This is a genomic window from Nonomuraea purpurea (assembly GCF_042650645.1).
GTDB lineage: Bacteria > Actinomycetota > Actinomycetes > Streptosporangiales > Streptosporangiaceae > Nonomuraea > Nonomuraea purpurea.
Genome location: NZ_JBHSBI010000031.1, coordinates 53,961 through 71,747 on the forward strand (window position 1 = coordinate 53,961; position 17,787 = coordinate 71,747).

Here is a 17,787-nt window from a genome sequence, read left to right on the forward strand (position 1 = left end):
AGGGGAGCATCGGAACATGTTCGAGCCACCCCCTGGCGATCGATTCGCGCTCGGTCTGCGGACGGCCGGCCGGCAGGCACGCGTCCCGTTCGGGGACGCCGCCCTTTCCGAGAGCCGGCACTGGCCGGCCGTCCATGGCGGCGATCTGGCCGATCTGCCGGAGCACGGCGTCCATGACGACCACGGACTGTCACGTACGGCGGAAGTGCGGGTTTCGGGCTCGGCCAATATTCGGACGTCCCTAATTTATCGCAAGAGAGTCCGAAATTTCGGGACCAATCCGGACGCCGACGAACCCGGCCCGTCCACCCTCGACCACGGCGAGACGCCGTCCGACTTCGATCCTGGGCCGGCGGCCTGGCACGGATACCATTTCACCCATCTGAACCAGCTTGCGCTGGAGCACTTGTTAGGAGTTCGTGGGTGACGCTGGTCGCTGGGGTCGATTCCTCCACGCAGAGTTGCAAAGTCGTCATTCGAGACGCGGAGACGGGCGCGCTGGTTCGCGAGGGCCGCGCTCCGCACCCGGGCGGCACCGAGGTGCACCCGTCACACTGGTGGGCCGCCTTACTGCAGGCCATCTCGGCGGCCGGCGGGCTGGACGACGTGGCGGCCATCAGCGTCGCCGGGCAGCAGCACGGCATGGTCTGTCTGGACGAGAGCGGAAACGTCGTACGCGACGCCCTCCTGTGGAACGACACCCGCTCCGCCCAGGCCGCCCTCGACCTGACCGCCGAACTCGGCGGGCCGCAGGCCTGGGCCGACGCCGTGGGCTCGGTGCCCGTGGCCTCGTTCACCGTCACCAAGCTGCGGTGGCTGGCCGAACACGAGCCCGCCAACGCCCGCCGCACGGCCGCGGTGTGCCTGCCGCACGACTGGCTGACGTGGCGGCTGGCGGGGGCGCTCGCCTCCGGTCCTTTCGACGCCGCGGCCTGGGCCGACGCGCCCACGCCACCCCTCGACCACCTCACCACCGACCGCGGCGACGCCTCGGGCACCGGCTACTGGTCGCCGTTCACGGGCGCCTACCGCCCCGACCTGCTGAAGGCCGCCTTCGGGACGGTGCCGCTGCTGCCCCGGGTACTGGGCCCAACGGACGAGGTGGGCGCGGCCTCCGGCACCGGCGCAGGCGCTTCTCCAGGGAGCACGGGTCTGCCGGGCGGTGGCCTGGCGGCGGGTTTCGGTGGTGCGGCGGGTTTCGGTGGCGTTGCCGAGCGGGTGCTGATCGCTCCGGGCACCGGTGACAACATGGCCGCCGCGCTCGGTGTGGGCGCGCGGCCGGGTGACGTCGTGGTGTCGCTCGGCACGTCCGGCACCGTGTTCGCCGTCGCCGAGACGCCCAGCGCCGACCCCACGGGAGCGGTGGCCGGATTCGCCGACGCCACGGGGCGGTTCCTGCCGCTGGTGTGCACGCTCAACGCCGCCCGCGTCATGGACGCCGCCGCCCGCATCGCCGGAGTCGGCCTCGACGAGCTGAGCGACCTCGCCCTCCAGGCGCCGCCGGGAGCCGACGGGCTCACACTGGTGCCGTACCTGGAGGGTGAACGCACCCCCAACCGGCCCACCGCCACGGGCTCCATCCACGGGCTCACTCTGGCCACCTCGACCCGGGCCCACCTGGCGCGGGCGGCCATCGAGGGCATGCTCTGCGGCCTCGCCGACGCCCTGGACGCGCTGGCGATGCGGCCGGAACGGGTGCTCCTGATCGGCGGGGCGGCCCGCTCGGAGGCCGTCCGGCGCATCGCCCCGACCATCTTCGGCGTCCCGATCATGGTGCCGCCACCCGCCGAGTACGTTGCCAACGGCGCCGCCCACCAGGCCGCGACGCTGGTGACCACACCGGATTGGCACTCGGAGGACACGCAGACGTACGAAGGCGAAGCCGCCCCCGAAATCCGCACCCGCTACACCCGCGCCACCACCCACATCCTGGACTGACGTTCCCCGCCGATCGTGTGCAGTCAGTTCCAAGATGGTTCCAAGTGGCGGTGTGTTGCATGAGGGGCATGAGATCCCAAACTTCGATGAAGGCCCGGGTGCGCCGGGCATGTGCTCTTTCCCTCCTCGCCGTCACCACCGTGGTCACCATCGGCATGGCGAGCGCGCCCGCGCAGGCGATGCCTCCCGGTGATGTCTGGTACCGCTGCTACGTCCCCGACTACGGCTGGATGTACTGCCTGGACGTTTAAGCCGGGCAGCAGAGCCGCCGTCCTCCCTGGCGTTGGGGAGAACGGCGGCTCTTTTGGGTTCGCGAGGGGTGTCCGGTTGTGCGAAGAAGCCGGTGACCGTGCGCCGTTACGGCGGTGCGGCGGTGAGGCGGGTGAGCGTCACCCTGGAAGGCCGGTCACCCGGGTCGGTGGGTGGCGCCCGCTTGGCGACGCCGTAAAGGATGGGAAAACGCCCGCCCCCGCACTCGGACAGCTCGGGTCGGTGGGTGGCTTACATGGGAGTCATCTCAGGGTCGGGTCAGGGGACGGGTAGGGGTGCGCCGGATGTGGGGGGAGGGGGCGCGGCGGGAAGCTGGGGGTATGACCGCAGTGAAGAGGATCTATCCCCTCGTCGCCTGTGGCTCGATCCTGTTCGCGGTGGTCGCGGTGGTGATCGGCCAACTGGGCCCTGATTCCGCCCTCGACCCCGTGAACGCGACCGTGAGCGAGTACGCCGTGTCCGACCGCGGAGGGGTCACGGGGGTTGCGATGGCGGTGCTCGGGGTCGGGTCCCTGGCGTTGCTGGCCGGGCTGCGGGCCGCTGGGGCGCCGGTGAGAGGGATGCCCGAGCGGTTGCTGATGGTGTGGTCGGGCGCGCTGGTCGTGGCGGCGCTCATCCCGACGACCCCCTTCGGCGCAGACCTCGATCTGGCGGCTCAGATCCACCGGTACGTCTCTATTGCGGCTTTCGTGAGCCTCCCTGCCGCCGGCGCCCTGATGGTCTCCAGACTGGCCTCAGATGTCGCCTGGAAGCCCGTGGCGCGCGTGGTGGAGTGGGTGGCTCTGGCCGGAGGGTTCGGGCTCCTGGCGATCACGTACGTGGCTCTGCCGGGCGACCGGGTCATGATCGGGCTCGTGGAGCGGTTGCTGCTGGGGTCCGAGGTGGCGTTGCTGGCGGTGCTGGCCGGCTGGTTGGTGCTGTTGACGTGGCGGCGGGGTCCCGTTGAGAGCGCGGTCAGGAGGCAGTCCGAGGCGTGGCACCCGCGTGGCGCCGCCGCCCAAGCCGCCGCCCAAGCCGCCGCCCAAGCCGCCGCCCAAGCCGCCGCCCAAGCCGCCGCCCAAGCCGCCGCCCAAGCCGCCGCCCAAGCCGCCGCTCAAGAGGTCGTCAGGACCGCCGCATAGCCGCCCTGAAGGGCCGGTCAAGGGCGTAAATTTCCCCGCATATCACAGAATTATCGCAAGTCGATCTTAAACCCACCCGTTTCGGTGCTATTCTCTCCCGCGATCTTCTATCCGGGAGCGGGTGTCATGGCATCGGGCAGATCCATCAGATTCAAGATCTCGACGCTGCTCGTCATCCCTTTGGTATCCCTGGTAGCACTGTGGGGCTTCGCGGCGAGCACCACGTCCGAGGAGGCTCTCAGCCTGCTCAAGGTCGAGACCCTCTGGACGAACGTGATCAACAACGCCGACGGCCTCGTCGGCAACCTCCAGACCGAGCGCCTGGCGTCGGCCGAGCTCCTGGCGGGCATCTCCAAGGACCCCGATGCCCTGTCCAAGGCGCGGGCCAAGGTGGACAACAACAGGAAGACGCTGCGTGAGCGGGTGGCGCTCGAAGAGACGCAGTCGGCCCTGACCGCTGACATGAAGGCCCAGCTCCAGGTCGTGTTCGAGACCGTCGACCGGCTGCCGGAGCTCAGGCGGAAGGTCGACGACCGCAAGTTCACCCCGGGCGCCCTCGTCAGCGAGTTCTCGAAGATCGCCAACGAGGTCCACCTGCTGTACTCCCGGCTGACGGTCAGCACCGACCTGGAACTGGCCCTCCAGGCGCAGGGCCTGATCGCCGCCGACGAGGTGCGCGAGCTGCTCAGCCGCGAGCACGCGCTGATCATGGCCTCGGGCGGCAACGTGGGCATGCACGACGTCCACATGCTGGCCGCCATCGACGGCACCAGGACCTACCTGTTCCCCAAGGCGATGGCCAACCTCGACACCGAGCTGCGGGCCCCGTTCGAGAAGCTCTACTACTCCTCGCGCTACGTCACGATGGAGAACCTGCTGGAGAGCTACACCTCCGGCCAGCGCGTGGACCTCGACCTGTGGCAGGGCATCGCCGACCAGGTGCAGAAGGAGTACCGCGAGATCGTCTGGCGCACCGGCGACAAGCTGCTGGCCAGGATGGAGCCGGCCGGCATCGCCATCGTGATCCAGGCCGCCGTCGCCGGCGCGCTCGGGTTGATCGCGGTGGTGTTCTCCGTGTTCATCTCGGTCAGGGTCGGCCGCAGGCTCACCCGCGAGATGGGGGCGCTGCGCCGCACGGCGCTGGACCTGGCGGAGATCAGGCTGCCCGACGTCGTGGCGAAGCTGCGCAAGGGCGAGAGCGTGGACATCGCGACCGAGGCGCCGCCCATCACGGTGGGCCACAACCCGACCACCGAGGTCGGCGACCTGGCCACGGCGTTCGACAGCGTGCAGAGCACGGCCGTGGACGCCGCCGTCGAGCAGGCCAGGCTGCGCCAGGGCGTGTCAGAGGCGCTGCGCAACCTGGCCAGGCGGAGCCAGTCGCTGCTGCAGCGCCAGCTCAGGCTGCTGGATGAGATGCAGCGCCAGACGGAGGAGCCCGAGGCGCTGGAGCGGCTGTTCAAGCTCGACCACCTGACCACGCGCATGCGCCGCCACGCCGAGGGCCTGGTGCTGCTGTCGGGCGGTGCGGCGGGCCGCAGGTGGCGCGGCGTCATCCCCATGGAGGACGTCCTGAGCGGCGCCGCGGCCCAGGTCGAGGAGTACACCCGGGTCCGCGTCTACCCGATGCCCGAGAGCGGCCTGTCCGGCTCGGCGGTGGCGGACCTGATGCACCTGTTCGCCGAGCTGATCGAGAACGCGGCCTCCTTCTCCTCGCCGGGCAACGAGGTCTCCGTGCGCGGCGAGATGGTCGGCAGGGGCTTCGCCGTCGAGATCGAGGACCGCGGCCTGGGCATGGACGAGGCCACCCGCAGGGCCATCAACACCCGTCTGGCCAGCCCGCCGGATTTCGACCCGTCGCAGACCGAGCGGCTGGGGTTCGCCGTGGTCGCGATGCTCGCATCCAGGCACGGCGTCAAGGTCACGATCAAGCCCTCCCCGTATGGCGGCACGACCGCGATCGTCCTGGTGCCGGCCACGCTCGTCGAGCCGATCGCGACTCCGGTGCAGCCGATGGAGTTCGAGTCGGTCTCCGTGTCGGTGGTCAGGCAGGAGCCCCCCGCCGCTCCCGTCTCCACGACGACGGGCCACGGGGAACTGCCGCGCCGGGTCCGCACCTCCAAGCGCTCGGCGCAGCAGCAACAGCAGGAGACCGGAGGAAACCCGGGACTGCCCCGCCGCGAGCGGCAGGCGAGCCTGCCGCAGCGGCTCAAGGAAGCGCCGCCCCCTGCTGCGCCGTCGACTGAAGAGCGCTCTCCTGAGGAGGCCAGGGCGTTGTTGTCCTCGCTCCAGTCCGGCTGGCAGCGTGGGCGGCAGGACAGTGATCAGGATGGGGGAGCGCGATCGTGAGTCGCGAGCACGAGTGGGTCGACGACGAGGCGGGGCCGGTCGTGCGCCCGTACGCGGTCGCCCGTGGCCGCACCAGGCCGACGTCCACCGCGCTCGACCTGCTGGCGATCGTCGCCTTGTCGGGGAAGTCGGCTCCGGCCAAGGCGGAGCTGGGAGCTCAGCACCGGCGGGTGCTGAGCTGTCTCGCCGCGCAGAGCAGGCCCGTCGCCGAGCTCGCCTCGGATCTGGGCCTGCCGGTCGGCGTGATCAGGGTGTTGCTGGGCGACCTGCTGCAGTACGAGCTGGTCGCGGTGCGTCCGCCGCGCGACGAGAAGGCCACGGCCGCGACGGAGAGCCTGCTCCGAGAGGTGATCAACGGACTCAGGGCGCTCTGAGTCCGCCGGGTCGCCCCTCAGGGAGGTCAGTTGGCCGAGGTCAGCGTTCGCAGTGAGTGCTCGACCAGGGTGACCATGACCTCCTTGGCCGACGTCCGCCGCCGCACGTCACAGAGCAGCACCGGGACGTCGTCGTCGAGGTCGAGCGCGATGCGCACGTCGTCCACGCTGTGACTGGCGGCCCCGTCGAAGCAGTTGACGGCCACCACGAACGGCGTGCCGCGCTGCTCGAAGTAGTCGACCGACGGGAAGCAGTCGGTCAGCCGCCGGGTGTCGGCGATCACGACCGCGCCCAGCGCGCCGTAGGATAGTTCGTCCCACATGAACCAGAACCGCTCCTGGCCGGGTGTTCCGAACAGGTACACCACGAGCCCGTCGCGGATGGTGATGCGGCCGAAGTCCATCGCCACGGTGGTGGTGGACTTGGCCTCCACGCCGTCGAGGTCGTCGATGCCGACTCCGCGGTCGGAGAGCACCTCCTCCGTGCGCAGTGGCTTGATCTCGCTGATGGCCCCGACAAGTGTGGTCTTGCCGACGCCGAACCCCCCTGCGATGAGAATCTTCAACGCGACGGGGTCCTCAGAGAGCACGGAGTCCATTGATCACTTCCTTGAGAATGCGCTCATTCGACCGCGACCCTCCGGCAGAGGGCGACGTCACCGAGATGAGGCCGTGGTCACGCATGTCGCCGAGCAGCACCCGGACGACGCCGACGGGCAGGTCGAGCTCGACGGCCATGTCGGCCACCGAGATCGGTTGACGCGCCGCCCGCAGGATGAGTTGCTGTTCCGGGCCGAGATCGCCGGGTGTCTCACCGATCGCGCGCACGGTCGCGACGAGGTCGAACATGTCCCCGGAGGAACGTGTCCGACCACGGATGAGAGCATAAGGCCGGACGATGGGCCCCGCGTCCTCATCGAACCACTGCGGGCTATCGCTCATGACGCTCCAGCGCGCGGGTTGGTGGTGATGTGCTGGCCCACCCGCTTGACCAGCATCGCCATCTCGTAGGCGATGTGGCCGACGTCCACGTTCGCATCGGCGATCACGGCCAGGCAGGTGCCCTGTCCCGCCGCGGTCACGAACAGGAACGCCGACTCCATCTCCACAATGGTCTGCCGCACCTCGCCGCCGCCGAAATGGCGTCCTGTGCCGCGGGCCAGGCTCTGGAACCCGGCCGCCACAGCCGACAGGTGTTCGGCGTCCTCCCTTGCCAACCCCTTGGAATAGCCCACTGCCAGTCCGTCGGTCGACAAGATGACCGCCTGGCGCACCGCCGCTACTCGCGTGGCAAGGTCGTCAAGCAGCCAGTTGAGCTCACCGGTGTTGTTGGTGGTCGGCGCACTCATGCATCCCCCTTAGTCATGGCCCCTCCTCAGAGGCTTCTTCTCGGGCGCGTTGGGTTCCCCGCTGGAAGGCGGAGAACAGGTCGCGTACCTCGTCGGGAGAGCGTTCGGGCTGCGGCTCCTGCTCGGCCTTCTCCGGCGGCGCTTCGTTGAGCTGCGGCGTCAGATTGGCCTGGCGGACCCGCCTGGGCAGCCCGGCGTGGGTCCCCGAGGTCACCACCGCGAGGGCCTTCTTCCTCGTACGGCTGGGCAGCGCGGCCTTGTCGTCGCCGCCCCCGGCCTCCAGGGCCGCCTGCTCGGTCACCATCGCGCGCGGTACCAGCACGATGGCCGTCGTGCCGCCGAAGGGCGAGCGGCGCAGCAGGACCTTGATCCCGTGTCGTTCCGCCAGTTTGGCCACCACGAACAGGCCCAGCCTGTCGCTGTCGGCCAGGTCGAACTCCGGCGGGTTGGTCAGCAGCGCGTTGAACGCGGCGTACTCGTCGGAGGAAAGCCCCAGCCCTCGGTCGTCGACCTCGATGGCGTAGCCGTTGCTCACCATGTCGCCGCGCACCTGGACGTTGGTGTCGGGCGGCGAGTAGATGGTGGCGTTCTCGACCAGTTCGGCCACCAGGTGGGTGACGTCGGCCGCGGCGGTGCCGTCGATCGCGCCGGGCGGCATGGCTTCGACGGCGACCCTGGTGTAGTCCTCGACCTCGGCGACGGCGGCGCGGACGATGTCGACCACGGGCACCGGTTTGCGCCAGGCGCGTCCCGGGGCGGCGCCGAACAGGATCGTCAGGCTCTCCGCGTGCCGGCGCATGCGCGTGGTCAGGTGGTCGAGACGGAAGAGCTCTTCCAGCCTGTCGGGGTCGTGCGTGCGCCGCTGCATGCCGTCGAGCAGCGCGAGCTGGCGGTGCAGCAGGCCCTGCTTGCGCCGGGCGAGGTTGAGGAAGACCTGGCCGACCCCGCGCCGCAGCGCGGCCTGGCCGACCGCGGCCGTCACGGCGGTGCGTTGCACGGAACCGAAGGCCTTGGCCACGTCGCTGATTTCAGCAGAACCGCTGACCCTGATCGCCTTGGCCTCCTTCCGCACGTCGACGTCCTCGCCTCTGCGCAGCCGCTCGACGATGCCGGGCAGTCGTTCCTGCGACAGCTCGACCGCGGCGGTTCGCAGCCCGGCCAGTTCTCCGGCCAGGCGACGACCGAAGCGTACTGAGATGATGATCGACGCGAGCACCGCGATCAAGCCGAGGCCGCCCGCGAGGGAGATCTCGGCCACGGTGCCGGTGGCGGCTTCCGAGGTGCGCCCGGCCAGGGTCTCGGCGGAGGCCAGGCCGAGGGTGTCGAGCTGGGTGGTGAGTCTGTCGACCGTCGCGTTCCAGGCGTCGGGGTCGGGTGGAGGCGCGCCGGTCTTGATGACGCGCGCTTCCATCGTGCTGAAGGTCGCGAACGGCTCGGTCGCGAAGACCTGCTCGTACGGCCTGCGCAGCGACACGTCCAGACCGGCGAGTCCGCGCGAGTGCAGGAACTTCCTGGAGGCGGCGAACTCGGTGAAGGCGGCGATCTCCGGCTCGGTGAGCCGGCTGTCGGCCAGCGCGCCGATGACGAGCGCGTGTTCCCTGGCGATGTACTCCCTGGCCTGACCCATGGCCTGCAGCGAGGCGGCCTGCTGGAAGATCGACAGGTCGGAGACCACGACGAGGTGGTCGAAGACCATGAAGACCGCGTCGAGGATGCGGTTGTACTCGTTCAGTCCGGCCAGGCGGGAGCCCAGGCCGCCGTCGATGTCGTTCCTGATCGGGCCGAGCCGGTCAAGGGCGGCGGTCAGGTCTTCGACGGGGCGGACCAGGTCGCCGCTGATGGCCTCGCCTGCCTGGCCGACGGCCTTCTTGAAGTCGGCGACCGACCTGTCGGTGCGGGCGCGCTGCCCGCCGAGCACCTCGTTGAGATCACGCGTAGTGAGCGCCTCCGCCGAACGCGCCCGTTCGGTCTGTAACTGTAAGCCCAGGTCGGTGGAGGTGACGCCGACAGTTTGGTAGAGCGTGTCGGCGCGGAACAGTGACTGGGCGTCGCCCATGGTGAGGTTGAGGACGAAACCCCAGAGCGCGCTCAGAGACAGAAGGGGTAGCAGCAGTAATAAGAAGATCTTGAACCGAATTGACCGGTTTCGCGAGCCCATGTCCCAACCTCGAGTCGGGGGCATTTCCACACCTTGTGTAAATACACCTCCGGAAGATCGCACAGGAGACTAGCACCGATTATGCGTCCGGCGCAGTGGGGGGAACACGTTCATTACCGTGATTATTGGGACGAATCTGGGGCTCCCGGCGCGTGGAGGCGACGATCCTCCACAGCCAAACCAGCGCCACCAGCGAGATCACGATGAGCCCCGCCCAGTTCACGATCGTGAACACGTGCACCTGCCAGTCGGTCACATGCGGCACCATGCCGATCCGGAGTTCCCGGAACTGCCACGGCTGCCCGGTCAGCACGAGCGTGATCGCGATCGCGATGGCGGTCATCGAGTCCCACAGCGCGTGCAGCGCCGAGACGCCCAAGTAGGTCAGCACGACGCGGGCCGAGGCGAGCCGCCCGCCAGCGGCGAACAGCGCGCCGCCGGTGATCGCCGTCCACAGGCCGTGGCCGACGGGGGTGAGGATGCCGCGCAGCACCTCGGTCTCGACGAGCTGGGCCAGCGACAGCCCGTCGGCGGAGAACAGCGCGTTGAAGGCGTACCCCGCGCTCTCGAAGGCGGCGAAGCCGAAGCCGACGGTCGCGCCGAGCACGACGCCGTCCCTGGTGAAGCGCCGCTCCATGTGCCGGGTGACGAACACCAGCGCGGCCAGCTTCACGCCCTCCTCGATCAGGCCGACCAGCACGTACATCGTGATCGACGGGTGGACCAGCCAGCTCTCCAGCAGCGAGGCGCCGAGCACGCCCAGAATGCCGCCCACCACGAACGCCATGAACAGCCGCTCGACCGTCACCCCGGGTGAGCGGCCCCGCCCGTACGCCCAGACCACGAACGTCACCGGCACCAGGAAGCTGCCGAACAGCACCACGGTCGGCACCAGGTTGGAGTTGCCCGTCCAGGCCGTCACGGCGACCGTGGCCGTCCACAGGAGCAGCCCGATCACGAAGATCCGCCGCCACAACTTCGGCTTCATCGCCACAACTCCTCCACGGCGCGCACGGCGGCGGCGTCGGCGGCGCCTGAGCGGCCGACGGGCGCCGCGTCGGAGCCGGCGATCGCGACCCTGCCGAACGTCCCGCGCGCCGCGTCCGCGGGGAACGGCCCGTCGGGGTAGAACGCGTGCCAGGGGCGGCAGTACTCGGGGGCCCGCCCGTGTCCCCACCGGTGCACGGCGATCGCCTCGATGTCGCCCGCCGGGTCGAAGCCCACGGGGCCGAGCAGCCGGGCGAGCTGGTCGCGGACGGTGTGCTCCAACCGCTCGTACGACGTCCTGAACAGCTCCTGCCTGCCCGCCGCCGCCCCCGCGTCAGGCCCCAGCTCCGAGCGGCAGGGCGCGGCCAGCAGTCGCACGGTGTCCGGCGGGTCGAAGGCGCAGGCGCACCAGTACGCGCCCGTCCAGCGCACCCGGCGCGCGCCGAGCCGCCGCCACGCCCGAGGGTCGCGCAGTCGCACGTCGGCCTGCAGCAGCGGCATCCTGACCGCCCTGCTGAGCGCCCGCCTCCGGTGCTCGGGCAGGCCGGGCAGCAGGTAGGGGACGACGGCGCTCCAGCAGGCCAGGATCACGGCCCCGGCCTCGACGGTCCTGACGCGGTGCCCGTCGAAGTAGCCCACGCTCCCCTCCCGCACCGACACCACCGGGCTGGACATCCGCACGGGGACGTCGGCAGCGGGCTCGGGATCGCCGCCGGCGGCGCGCACGGTGGGCGAGTTGAGCCGCGACGGCTTGGCGCGGTCGAGCCCGAGCCCGTCGAAGCCCGGATAGCCGGTCGCCCACGCGTCGATCGCGCCGAACGCCCGGGTGTCGTAGGCCCACTCCGCGCTGGACATGGTCCGGCAGAACCGCTCGACGTCGGGGTGGGCCGCGCAGACCTCCAGCAGGAACCGCGAGTAGGTCAGCTCGGCCAGCCGCTCCTGCTTGCCCTCGGGGGAGAGCCAGGGGAACCAGTCGGGCGGATCGCCGTGCAGGGCGCGCAGGTCCCGCCTGGCGTCCGGCGCGATCGGCAGCCGGCCGATCCAGTCCGCGGTGAGGCTGACGAACGTGTCGGCCCCGAACGTCTCGGCGTCGCACATCACGGCGTCGGCGCGGAAGGGGCCGCGCGGCCGGTCCGCGATCTCGTCGTGGTTGTCCAGGACGAGCACCCGGGCCCGCGGATCACGTCTCAGCCATTCGCGCGCGGCGCCGCGGCCGCTGCGCCCGCCGCCGACCACCACCAGATCGTATTTCTCGCCCGTCGGGACCGGTGGTCCCGCATGCCGCCAGAAGCGCCCGTCCCGCAGCGCGTGCGGCACGCTGAGCGCCTGCGCGGTCCCGCCGCGCACCTCGAACGGCCGGGGCGCGGGGACGGCGTCCTGAGGCGGCTCAGATCCTCCGGCCGCTGCCACGCTCCCCAGCGCCCCGACAGCCACCCCGTCGAAGAAGTCGCGGCGGGAGATGGGCCGGCTCATGCCGAGGGCGCGCGGGGTCAGGCTCATGGCGTGATCCTCAGCAGCCCGGCGAAATGCCGCACAGGGGCGCGCAGCGGTTCGAGAAACATTTTGCAGGGCCTATTACCGCGAATGCCTGTTTGGAGTAGCGTCCGAAACGTCGCAACAGGATTTCCCAGACAGAGGGAGCCGGGTGGTGGTCGGCAAGCAGGGCAGGGTCACGGGGAAGATCGGCCCAGGGCTCGTCGGCGAGGTCATGATCCCGGTACGGGGCGGCGTGGAGGCCTTCTACGCCCATCCGAGCGTCTCCGACGAGGAGATCGTCGTCGGCTCCATCGTCGTCGTCGTGGACTACTTCCCCCCGCGAACCGTCTACGTGGCCAAGGCACTCGTCTAAGGAGGCCCCACGATGTCCGCCGAGCTCCTCATCGTCACCGCCGGCGTCCTCGTCGCGGTCGTCGTTCTGATTTTGCTGTTCAAGGCCGTGTGGCGGGTCGCCGAGCCCAACGAGGCCCTGATCATCTCCGGCCTGGGGGCGCGCCGCCGCGGCGAGGGACTCGACAGCCTCGGCTTCAAGATCATCACAGGCAAGGGCACGGCCGTGCTGCCCGGGTTCCAGGCGGCCAGGCGCCTGCGGCTGGACACCAGGGCCGCCAACCTCCAGGTCTCCTGCGTCACCCAGCAGGGCATCCCCGTGCACATCCGAGGCGTGGTGATCTACAAGGTCGGCGACGACCTGTCCTCGATCGCGAACGCCGCCCGCCGCTTCCTCGACCAGCAGGACTTCATGACCAGCGCGATCCACGAGCTGTTCACCGGCCACCTGCGCTCGATCATCGGCAACCTCACCATCGAGGACCTCATACTCAACCGCGAGCGTCTGACCAGCGAGACCAGGGCCTCGGCCGCCGACGAGATGAGCAAACTGGGCCTGGTCGTGGACTCGCTGCAGATCCAGGAGATCGACGACGAGACCGGCTACATCGTCAACCTCGGCAAGCCGCACGCCGCCAAGATCTCCGCCGCCGCCCGCATCGCCCAGGCCCAGCGCGACCAGGAGGCCACCGAGGCCGAGCAGATCGCCGCCGCCAACAAGGCCGCCGCCCGCCGCGACTCCCAGATCAAGGAGGCCGCCTACCAGGCCGAGATCGACCGGGCCCAGGCCACGGCCCGCCAGGCGGGGCCGCTGTCGGAGGCGACCGCCCGCCAGGAGGTCGTCGTCCAGGAGACCAGGGCCGCCGAGCTGGAGGCCCAGCTCGCCGAGCAGCGCCTGCAGTCGCAGGTGCGCAAGCCGGCCGACGCCAGGGCGTACGAGACCGTGACGCTCTCCCAGGCCGAGCGCGACGCCCGCATCGCCCAGGCGGAGGCGGAGGCCAGGGAGACCGAGCTGCGTGCCGCCGCGCAGGCCTCCCAGGTCAAGCTGGCCGCCGCCGCGGACGCGGAGGCCGTGCGGCTGCGCGGCGAGGCCGAGGGCGCCGCCACCAAGGTCGCCGGTGAGGCCGAGGCCCAGGCCACCGAGGCGCGCGGGCTGGCCGAGGCCGAGGCGGCCAAGGCGCTGGGCCTGGCCGAGGCGGTGGCCATCAGGGCGCGAGCCGACGCGCTGAAGGAGAACCAGGAGGCGGTCATCGCCCAGCAGCTCGCGGAACGCTGGCCGGAGGTCGTGGAGGCGGGCGCGAAGGCATTCGGGAACGTGGACCACATGGTCGTGCTGAACGGCGCCCAGGGCGTCGAGGAAATGCTGGCGAAAGCGCTCACATTGGGCGGCGCGGGGCTCGGTGTGGCCAGGGCGCTGCTCAATGGCGGAACCCCGGTGACGTCGTCAGACGGCACTGCCGGAACGCCCAACAGCACCGAATCGGAAATCATTCGTAAAACTACTGAATCCCGCGAATAGCGACGTTACTCAGCTCGTTACTCTGCCTTTCCTCTAGCGTATTTGATAATGCCGCCAGAGTGAATTGGAGAGTCCATGCTTAAGGCGATTTCCGGCATTTTTCTGAGCATGACGGTCATCGCCGGATGCTCGTCCGGCGAGGAGCCGTCGAAACCCGTCGCGGCGACGCCGGTGTCGCCGCCGTCCTCCGCCGACACGGCCAAGCTCCGCAGCGCGCTGCTGCCGACCCCCAAGGGCATGCACGTCGCGTACGGGCCCGAGCTGGGCGCCTTCGGCTCGCTCAAGTCCACCCAGGAGGGCCTCGCGGCCGTCCGCCAGGCCAAGCTGCAGCGCCCGGAGTGCGCGGGCGCCGCCCAGCTCGACGCCGCCCAGCCCGACGTGGCCAAGGCGCCCGCGGCGGTGATCGCCTTCGCCGCCGAGCGCGGCTCGATCACCCAGGCCATCGTGTCGCTGCCCAAGGCGACCTTCCCCAAGCCGCTGCCGCAGCAGTGCTCCGACTACACGGCCGACGTCGCGGGCACGCGGGTCTCCTACAAGACCAAGACGCTGAACATGCCCGCCAAGGGCGACGAGTCGCGGGCCTACCTCACCTCCGCGGCGGGCGGCAAGAAGAACGCGCAGATCGGCTCGGTCATGATCAGGCGGGGCACCGTGGTCATGAGCATGCTCGTGGTCGGCCAGAAGGTGAAGCCGCAGGGCCTGTACGAGCTGGCCAACCTCGCCGACAAGAACCTGGCCAGGGCCGCCACGTAGCGCCCACTCAGTGGAACAGGCCCACCAGCGCGGAGGCGCGCGGCGTCCGCTGGACGTGGATCTCTCTGCCGTGGCGTCGACGGCTGATCAGCCCGGCCGACTCCAGCCGGTCGCAGTGGTAGGTGACCACGTTCGGGGCGTACCTGACGCGCCTGGCGAGCGCGCCCATCGTCAGCGGCCTTTCCAGGATCGTCAGGATGGCCGAGCGCACGTCCCCGACGATGAGTTCCAGGCTGTCGTCGGGCTCGCCCCGCGGGGCGTCCGCACCGGGCAGGGGGTAGCCGATCCAGACGGCTTCCGGGCCGTCGAGGCGGGCGATGAGCGCGTTCCTGCCGGCGAGCATGGGCATCAGCACCAGCGATCTGGGGCCGATGGCGAAACGTTCCGGCTCGAAGTCGGGGAAGCTCAGCGTCCCGTCGCTGAACCTGCAGTTGGCGTGCAGGTCGTCGAGCACGAGGTCGAGCGACCTGCGGGCGGCGGCCACCGCGACCCGTCCGACCTCGCGCTCGAACAGGGGGCGGGCGCGTTCCCACACCGGGCGCATGGCCGACCACGCCTGTTCCATGAGGTCGGCGTAGCCGCGCAGCCAGCGGCGCGGGTCGTCGAACGCCTGACGCCACTGGGGCGGTGGACGGCCGTCGGTGAGCGTGTCCAGCTCCAGCAGCAGATCGTCGCCAGGCAGGTCGCGCAGCATCTCCACCTGCTCGGACACGGCCAGGTCGCGGGTGAACTCCCCGGGCAGCACCACGTCGGGCAGCACGCTGAACCCCGGGGTCGCCAGCGAGCGCAGCACCGTCTCGTCGCGCTCCTTGACGGCCGCCCGCACCGAGCGCCGCCAGCCCTCAGGGGCGCCGCGGGTGCGGCCGGACAGCGCGTCGGTGATCAACGCCAGCATCGACAGGCCCGGCGTCAGGGTGACCGACACCGGAACCCGGTCCAGCCGCTCTATGGCAAGGCTCGTGTGCATCTGTAAGGACCCGCATCCTTCGTCCGCTTGCGCCGACGATGGTCATGATAGGGACTCAGATGAGGACGTGCGCGTCCGGACGGCCGACGAAGGAGAACTGCGCGTTGCGGGTCAGCTTGATGTGGTCGGCCTGCCAGGTGTGCATCGAGGTGTCGGCGCTGCGCCAGTAGACGAAGTTGAAGCGGTCCGCCGAGTAGATCTTGACGGAGTCCTCCTTCAGCCGCCGTACGAGGTTGGTGTCCTCGCCCCGGGTGAGGTCGGGGAACGGGTAGGAGCGGAACAGGTCGGCCTTGCCGAGGAACGTGCCGCCCTGCACCAGCCACGAGTAGCGGTGCTCCAGCCCCGGCAGGCGCAGCATGGTGGTGTCGCTGCCCTCGAAGTAGGCGTAGTGGGCGCCCTTGCCGACGAGTTCGGCGTCGGAGTAGTCGAAGGCGCGGACCAGGTCCGACAGGTAGTGCTCGCCGTACAGGTTGTCGTCGTCCATCTTGGCGATCAGGTCGCCCTCGGCGGCGGCGATGCCCAGGTTCATGCACGCGCCCAGCGACATCTCGGGGTCGGCGGGGAGCACGACGACGTCCGTGACGCCCGCCATGCGGGCCTTGTCCGCGACGACCACGGGGTCGATGTCCAGGCCGTGCAGCACCATGACGAGTTGCAGCGGGCGGTGGATCTGCTTGGCCACCGACGAGATGGCGTGCTCGATCTGGGCGGCGCGGTTGGTGGGCAGCACGACCGAGATCGAGCGCGACCTGGACTCGACCTGGTGGCCCAGGTTCTGCAGGATCTGGTCCACGCGGTGGGAGAACAGGTGCTTGTCGAACACCTCGCGCATGGCCAGGTGGCCCATCCTGGCCCGCAGCTCGGGGCTGTTGATCAGGTGCAGGACCTGGTTGTAGGACTCGATCGGCTCGCGCGCGATGGGGATGAGCTCGCCGAAGGTCTCCTCGACGGCCCGCGACCACCCCGACACGACGGGGGTCGCGCAGGCCGACAACTCGAAGACGCGGCGGGCGCACATGGTCGGCGAATCAAGTACCGAGTTGACGTTGAGGAAGACCTTGTACATCCGGTACGCGGCCAGCATCTGGTCATAGGGCAGTTCGCCCACGATGTGCGGCTGGTACTTCTCCGGCCAGGCGTACTTCTCGTCCACCTCGCCGTTGCGCGCGAAGATGTGCAGGCCCAGTTCCCTGACCGGGTCGAGCACGGTCTCCATCTGCTCGCGGCGCTCGGGGTGCTTGTTGCGGAAGTACATCCCGGCGAAGACCACGTCGTGCAGCCGGCCCTTGTTCTGCTGGATCGGGTTGTGGACGCGGGGCTGGGCGGCGAACTGCAGCACGTCCACCCGGTCGTGTCCCAAAATTTCCCGATATTTCGGCAGCATGTCGCCGTCGCAGGTGAACACGTAGTCGAACAGCTTGGCCGTGTCGATGAAGAAGTCGAAGTTCGGCGGGTCCTCCTTGTTCCAGAAGACCGTTGGGATGCCCTCGCGCTTGCACCAGGCCACCAGGTCGCGCAGCGGCTCCTTGGGGGCGTTCGTGCCGGTCATCTGGTAACGCCATCGGCCCTGGTTCCCGTGCCAGGCCGACTCGCAGAACAGCAGGTCGGGACGGTTCTCCGCGAAGATCTCCGGCCAGTCCTTGAGCCCGAACTCGATCTGCTCCCACTCGTAGCGGAAGGCCATGCGGGAGAAGTCGTCCAGGATCACCGCGACCTTGAGGTCGGGCCTGTTGACCGGCCCCTTCGGCCACTTCACCGGCAGGACCTCGACCAGCGGCGGCCGGTTGCCGGCCGTCTGGATCGCCTCGGTGACCGGGATGGGCGGCTTGGGGGCCTTCTCCTTCGACCTGACCGCCTCGACGATCTTCCCCGGGCTCTTCGAGCCCAGGGCCTCGCCCAGCTTGAACGTGCGCTTGGCCTGCGTGGCCTCAAGCTTCCACGTCGCGTACGCGGCCTTGGCCTCGGCGATCTCCAGCCGCCTGCGCAGTTCCCTGACCTCGGTCTCGTATCGCTCGACGAGCTTGCGCTCCTCGGGCAGCCAGTTGACGGGTCCGAGGCGTTGGAACTCGGGCTGTTCCGGGGTCTCTGCCATGGTGGTGCGCCTATCGCTTGGGGAGGGCCCGACGAGAACCCGCTTATCCGGGTTCTTGTCGGACGTCATCGTACGGCGGATAT

Annotated in this window: 17 protein-coding genes; 9 read left to right on the forward strand and 8 right to left on the reverse strand. The window is 69.9% G+C overall.

Annotation, left to right across the window (positions count from 1 at the left end; genetic code table 11):
• Positions 1-16: 16 nt before the first annotated feature.
• The 6 genes from ACFOY2_RS42500 to ACFOY2_RS42525 all read left to right on the forward strand — a co-directional run bounded on the left by ACFOY2_RS42500 (position 17) and on the right by ACFOY2_RS42525 (position 6,052).
• Complete coding sequence (locus ACFOY2_RS42500; protein ID WP_379533808.1) at positions 17-427, forward strand: hypothetical protein; 411 nt, start codon at positions 17-19, stop codon at positions 425-427.
• The gene (locus ACFOY2_RS42505) at positions 424-1,938 is read left to right on the forward strand and encodes a xylulokinase (protein WP_379533809.1); all 1,515 of its coding nucleotides are present in this window, start codon (positions 424-426) and stop codon (positions 1,936-1,938) included. The genes ACFOY2_RS42500 and ACFOY2_RS42505 overlap by 4 nt, the downstream gene beginning before the upstream one ends.
• A 68-nt stretch (positions 1,939-2,006) precedes the next feature.
• Positions 2,007-2,189 carry a hypothetical protein gene (locus ACFOY2_RS42510; RefSeq protein ID WP_379533810.1) on the forward strand — a complete coding sequence of 61 codons (183 nt, stop codon included), beginning with the start codon at positions 2,007-2,009 and terminating at the stop codon, positions 2,187-2,189.
• 339 nt (positions 2,190-2,528) lie between these two features.
• A complete protein-coding gene (locus ACFOY2_RS42515) occupies positions 2,529-3,329 on the forward strand; it encodes a DUF998 domain-containing protein (RefSeq protein ID WP_379533811.1) in 801 nt (266 codons plus the stop codon).
• Positions 3,330-3,455: 126 nt separating this feature from the next.
• Positions 3,456-5,678 carry a nitrate- and nitrite sensing domain-containing protein gene (locus tag ACFOY2_RS42520; protein WP_379533812.1) on the forward strand — a complete coding sequence of 741 codons (2,223 nt, stop codon included), beginning with the start codon at positions 3,456-3,458 and terminating at the stop codon, positions 5,676-5,678.
• Positions 5,675-6,052 carry a DUF742 domain-containing protein gene (locus ACFOY2_RS42525; RefSeq protein ID WP_357813357.1) on the forward strand — a complete coding sequence of 126 codons (378 nt, stop codon included), beginning with the start codon at positions 5,675-5,677 and terminating at the stop codon, positions 6,050-6,052. The genes ACFOY2_RS42520 and ACFOY2_RS42525 overlap by 4 nt, the downstream gene beginning before the upstream one ends.
• A gap of 26 nt (positions 6,053-6,078) precedes the next feature.
• Here the strand turns inward: ACFOY2_RS42525 and ACFOY2_RS42530 are convergent, their stop codons facing one another.
• The 6 genes from ACFOY2_RS42530 to ACFOY2_RS42555 all read right to left on the reverse strand — a co-directional run bounded on the left by ACFOY2_RS42530 (position 6,079) and on the right by ACFOY2_RS42555 (position 12,046).
• On the reverse strand, positions 6,079-6,651 hold the full coding sequence (locus tag ACFOY2_RS42530; protein ID WP_357813354.1) for a GTP-binding protein: 573 nt from the start codon (positions 6,649-6,651) through the stop codon (positions 6,079-6,081).
• Complete coding sequence (locus ACFOY2_RS42535; RefSeq protein WP_379533813.1) at positions 6,632-6,994, reverse strand: DUF742 domain-containing protein; 363 nt, start codon at positions 6,992-6,994, stop codon at positions 6,632-6,634. Before ACFOY2_RS42535 ends, ACFOY2_RS42530 begins: the two co-directional genes overlap by 20 nt.
• Positions 6,991-7,401: a roadblock/LC7 domain-containing protein gene (locus ACFOY2_RS42540; RefSeq protein WP_379533814.1), complete on the reverse strand. Its 411-nt coding sequence runs from the start codon at positions 7,399-7,401 to the stop codon at positions 6,991-6,993. Before ACFOY2_RS42540 ends, ACFOY2_RS42535 begins: the two co-directional genes overlap by 4 nt.
• 13 nt (positions 7,402-7,414) lie before the next feature.
• Positions 7,415-9,559, reverse strand: coding sequence for a sensor histidine kinase (locus ACFOY2_RS42545; RefSeq protein WP_379533815.1), 2,145 nt, complete (start codon positions 9,557-9,559; stop codon positions 7,415-7,417).
• Between the two features lie 79 nt (positions 9,560-9,638).
• Positions 9,639-10,547 carry a PrsW family intramembrane metalloprotease gene (locus ACFOY2_RS42550; protein WP_379533816.1) on the reverse strand — a complete coding sequence of 303 codons (909 nt, stop codon included), beginning with the start codon at positions 10,545-10,547 and terminating at the stop codon, positions 9,639-9,641.
• Positions 10,544-12,046 carry a hypothetical protein gene (locus tag ACFOY2_RS42555; RefSeq protein WP_379533817.1) on the reverse strand — a complete coding sequence of 501 codons (1,503 nt, stop codon included), beginning with the start codon at positions 12,044-12,046 and terminating at the stop codon, positions 10,544-10,546. The genes ACFOY2_RS42550 and ACFOY2_RS42555 overlap by 4 nt, the downstream gene beginning before the upstream one ends.
• 148 nt (positions 12,047-12,194) lie before the next feature.
• On the opposite strand from ACFOY2_RS42555, the gene ACFOY2_RS42560 reads away from it, so the two are divergent.
• The 3 genes from ACFOY2_RS42560 to ACFOY2_RS42570 all read left to right on the forward strand — a co-directional run bounded on the left by ACFOY2_RS42560 (position 12,195) and on the right by ACFOY2_RS42570 (position 14,645).
• On the forward strand, positions 12,195-12,395 hold the full coding sequence (locus ACFOY2_RS42560; protein WP_357813337.1) for a hypothetical protein: 201 nt from the start codon (positions 12,195-12,197) through the stop codon (positions 12,393-12,395).
• A gap of 12 nt (positions 12,396-12,407) precedes the next feature.
• On the forward strand, positions 12,408-13,892 hold the full coding sequence (locus ACFOY2_RS42565) for an SPFH domain-containing protein (RefSeq protein ID WP_379533818.1): 1,485 nt from the start codon (positions 12,408-12,410) through the stop codon (positions 13,890-13,892).
• 108 nt (positions 13,893-14,000) lie between these two features.
• Entirely contained in the window at positions 14,001-14,645 is a 645-nt protein-coding gene (locus tag ACFOY2_RS42570; RefSeq protein WP_379533819.1) for a hypothetical protein, read from the forward strand.
• A 7-nt stretch (positions 14,646-14,652) separates the two neighbouring features.
• Here ACFOY2_RS42570 and ACFOY2_RS42575 read toward each other — a convergent pair whose 3' ends face one another.
• Both ACFOY2_RS42575 and ACFOY2_RS42580 read right to left on the reverse strand, forming a co-directional pair.
• Positions 14,653-15,612 (reverse strand): winged helix-turn-helix domain-containing protein, encoded by a 960-nt coding sequence (locus ACFOY2_RS42575; RefSeq protein WP_379533820.1) that lies wholly within the window; start codon positions 15,610-15,612, stop codon positions 14,653-14,655.
• 55 nt (positions 15,613-15,667) lie between these two features.
• Positions 15,668-17,704 carry a glycosyltransferase family protein gene (locus tag ACFOY2_RS42580; RefSeq protein WP_379533821.1) on the reverse strand — a complete coding sequence of 679 codons (2,037 nt, stop codon included), beginning with the start codon at positions 17,702-17,704 and terminating at the stop codon, positions 15,668-15,670.
• Between the last annotated feature and the right edge of the window lie 83 nt (positions 17,705-17,787).

Excerpts from the sequence above, each read along its gene's own strand:
- ACFOY2_RS42550 (WP_379533816.1), bottom strand. The coding sequence starts at position 10,547 with ATGAAGCCGAAGTTGTGGCGGCGGATCTTCGTGATCGGGCTGCTCCTG.
- ACFOY2_RS42530 (WP_357813354.1), bottom strand. The coding sequence starts at position 6,651 with ATGGACTCCGTGCTCTCTGAGGACCCCGTCGCGTTGAAGATTCTCATC.
- ACFOY2_RS42575 (WP_379533820.1), bottom strand. The coding sequence starts at position 15,612 with ATGCACACGAGCCTTGCCATAGAGCGGCTGGACCGGGTTCCGGTGTCG.
- ACFOY2_RS42545 (WP_379533815.1), bottom strand. The coding sequence starts at position 9,559 with ATGGGCTCGCGAAACCGGTCAATTCGGTTCAAGATCTTCTTATTACTG.
- ACFOY2_RS42500 (WP_379533808.1), top strand. The coding sequence starts at position 17 with ATGTTCGAGCCACCCCCTGGCGATCGATTCGCGCTCGGTCTGCGGACG.
- ACFOY2_RS42580 (WP_379533821.1), bottom strand. The coding sequence starts at position 17,704 with ATGGCAGAGACCCCGGAACAGCCCGAGTTCCAACGCCTCGGACCCGTC.
- ACFOY2_RS42555 (WP_379533817.1), bottom strand. The coding sequence starts at position 12,046 with ATGAGCCTGACCCCGCGCGCCCTCGGCATGAGCCGGCCCATCTCCCGC.
- ACFOY2_RS42540 (WP_379533814.1), bottom strand. The coding sequence starts at position 7,401 with ATGAGTGCGCCGACCACCAACAACACCGGTGAGCTCAACTGGCTGCTT.
- ACFOY2_RS42565 (WP_379533818.1), top strand. The coding sequence starts at position 12,408 with ATGTCCGCCGAGCTCCTCATCGTCACCGCCGGCGTCCTCGTCGCGGTC.
- ACFOY2_RS42520 (WP_379533812.1), top strand. The coding sequence starts at position 3,456 with ATGGCATCGGGCAGATCCATCAGATTCAAGATCTCGACGCTGCTCGTC.
- ACFOY2_RS42535 (WP_379533813.1), bottom strand. The coding sequence starts at position 6,994 with ATGAGCGATAGCCCGCAGTGGTTCGATGAGGACGCGGGGCCCATCGTC.
- ACFOY2_RS42515 (WP_379533811.1), top strand. The coding sequence starts at position 2,529 with ATGACCGCAGTGAAGAGGATCTATCCCCTCGTCGCCTGTGGCTCGATC.
- ACFOY2_RS42510 (WP_379533810.1), top strand. The coding sequence starts at position 2,007 with ATGAGATCCCAAACTTCGATGAAGGCCCGGGTGCGCCGGGCATGTGCT.
- ACFOY2_RS42570 (WP_379533819.1), top strand. The coding sequence starts at position 14,001 with ATGACGGTCATCGCCGGATGCTCGTCCGGCGAGGAGCCGTCGAAACCC.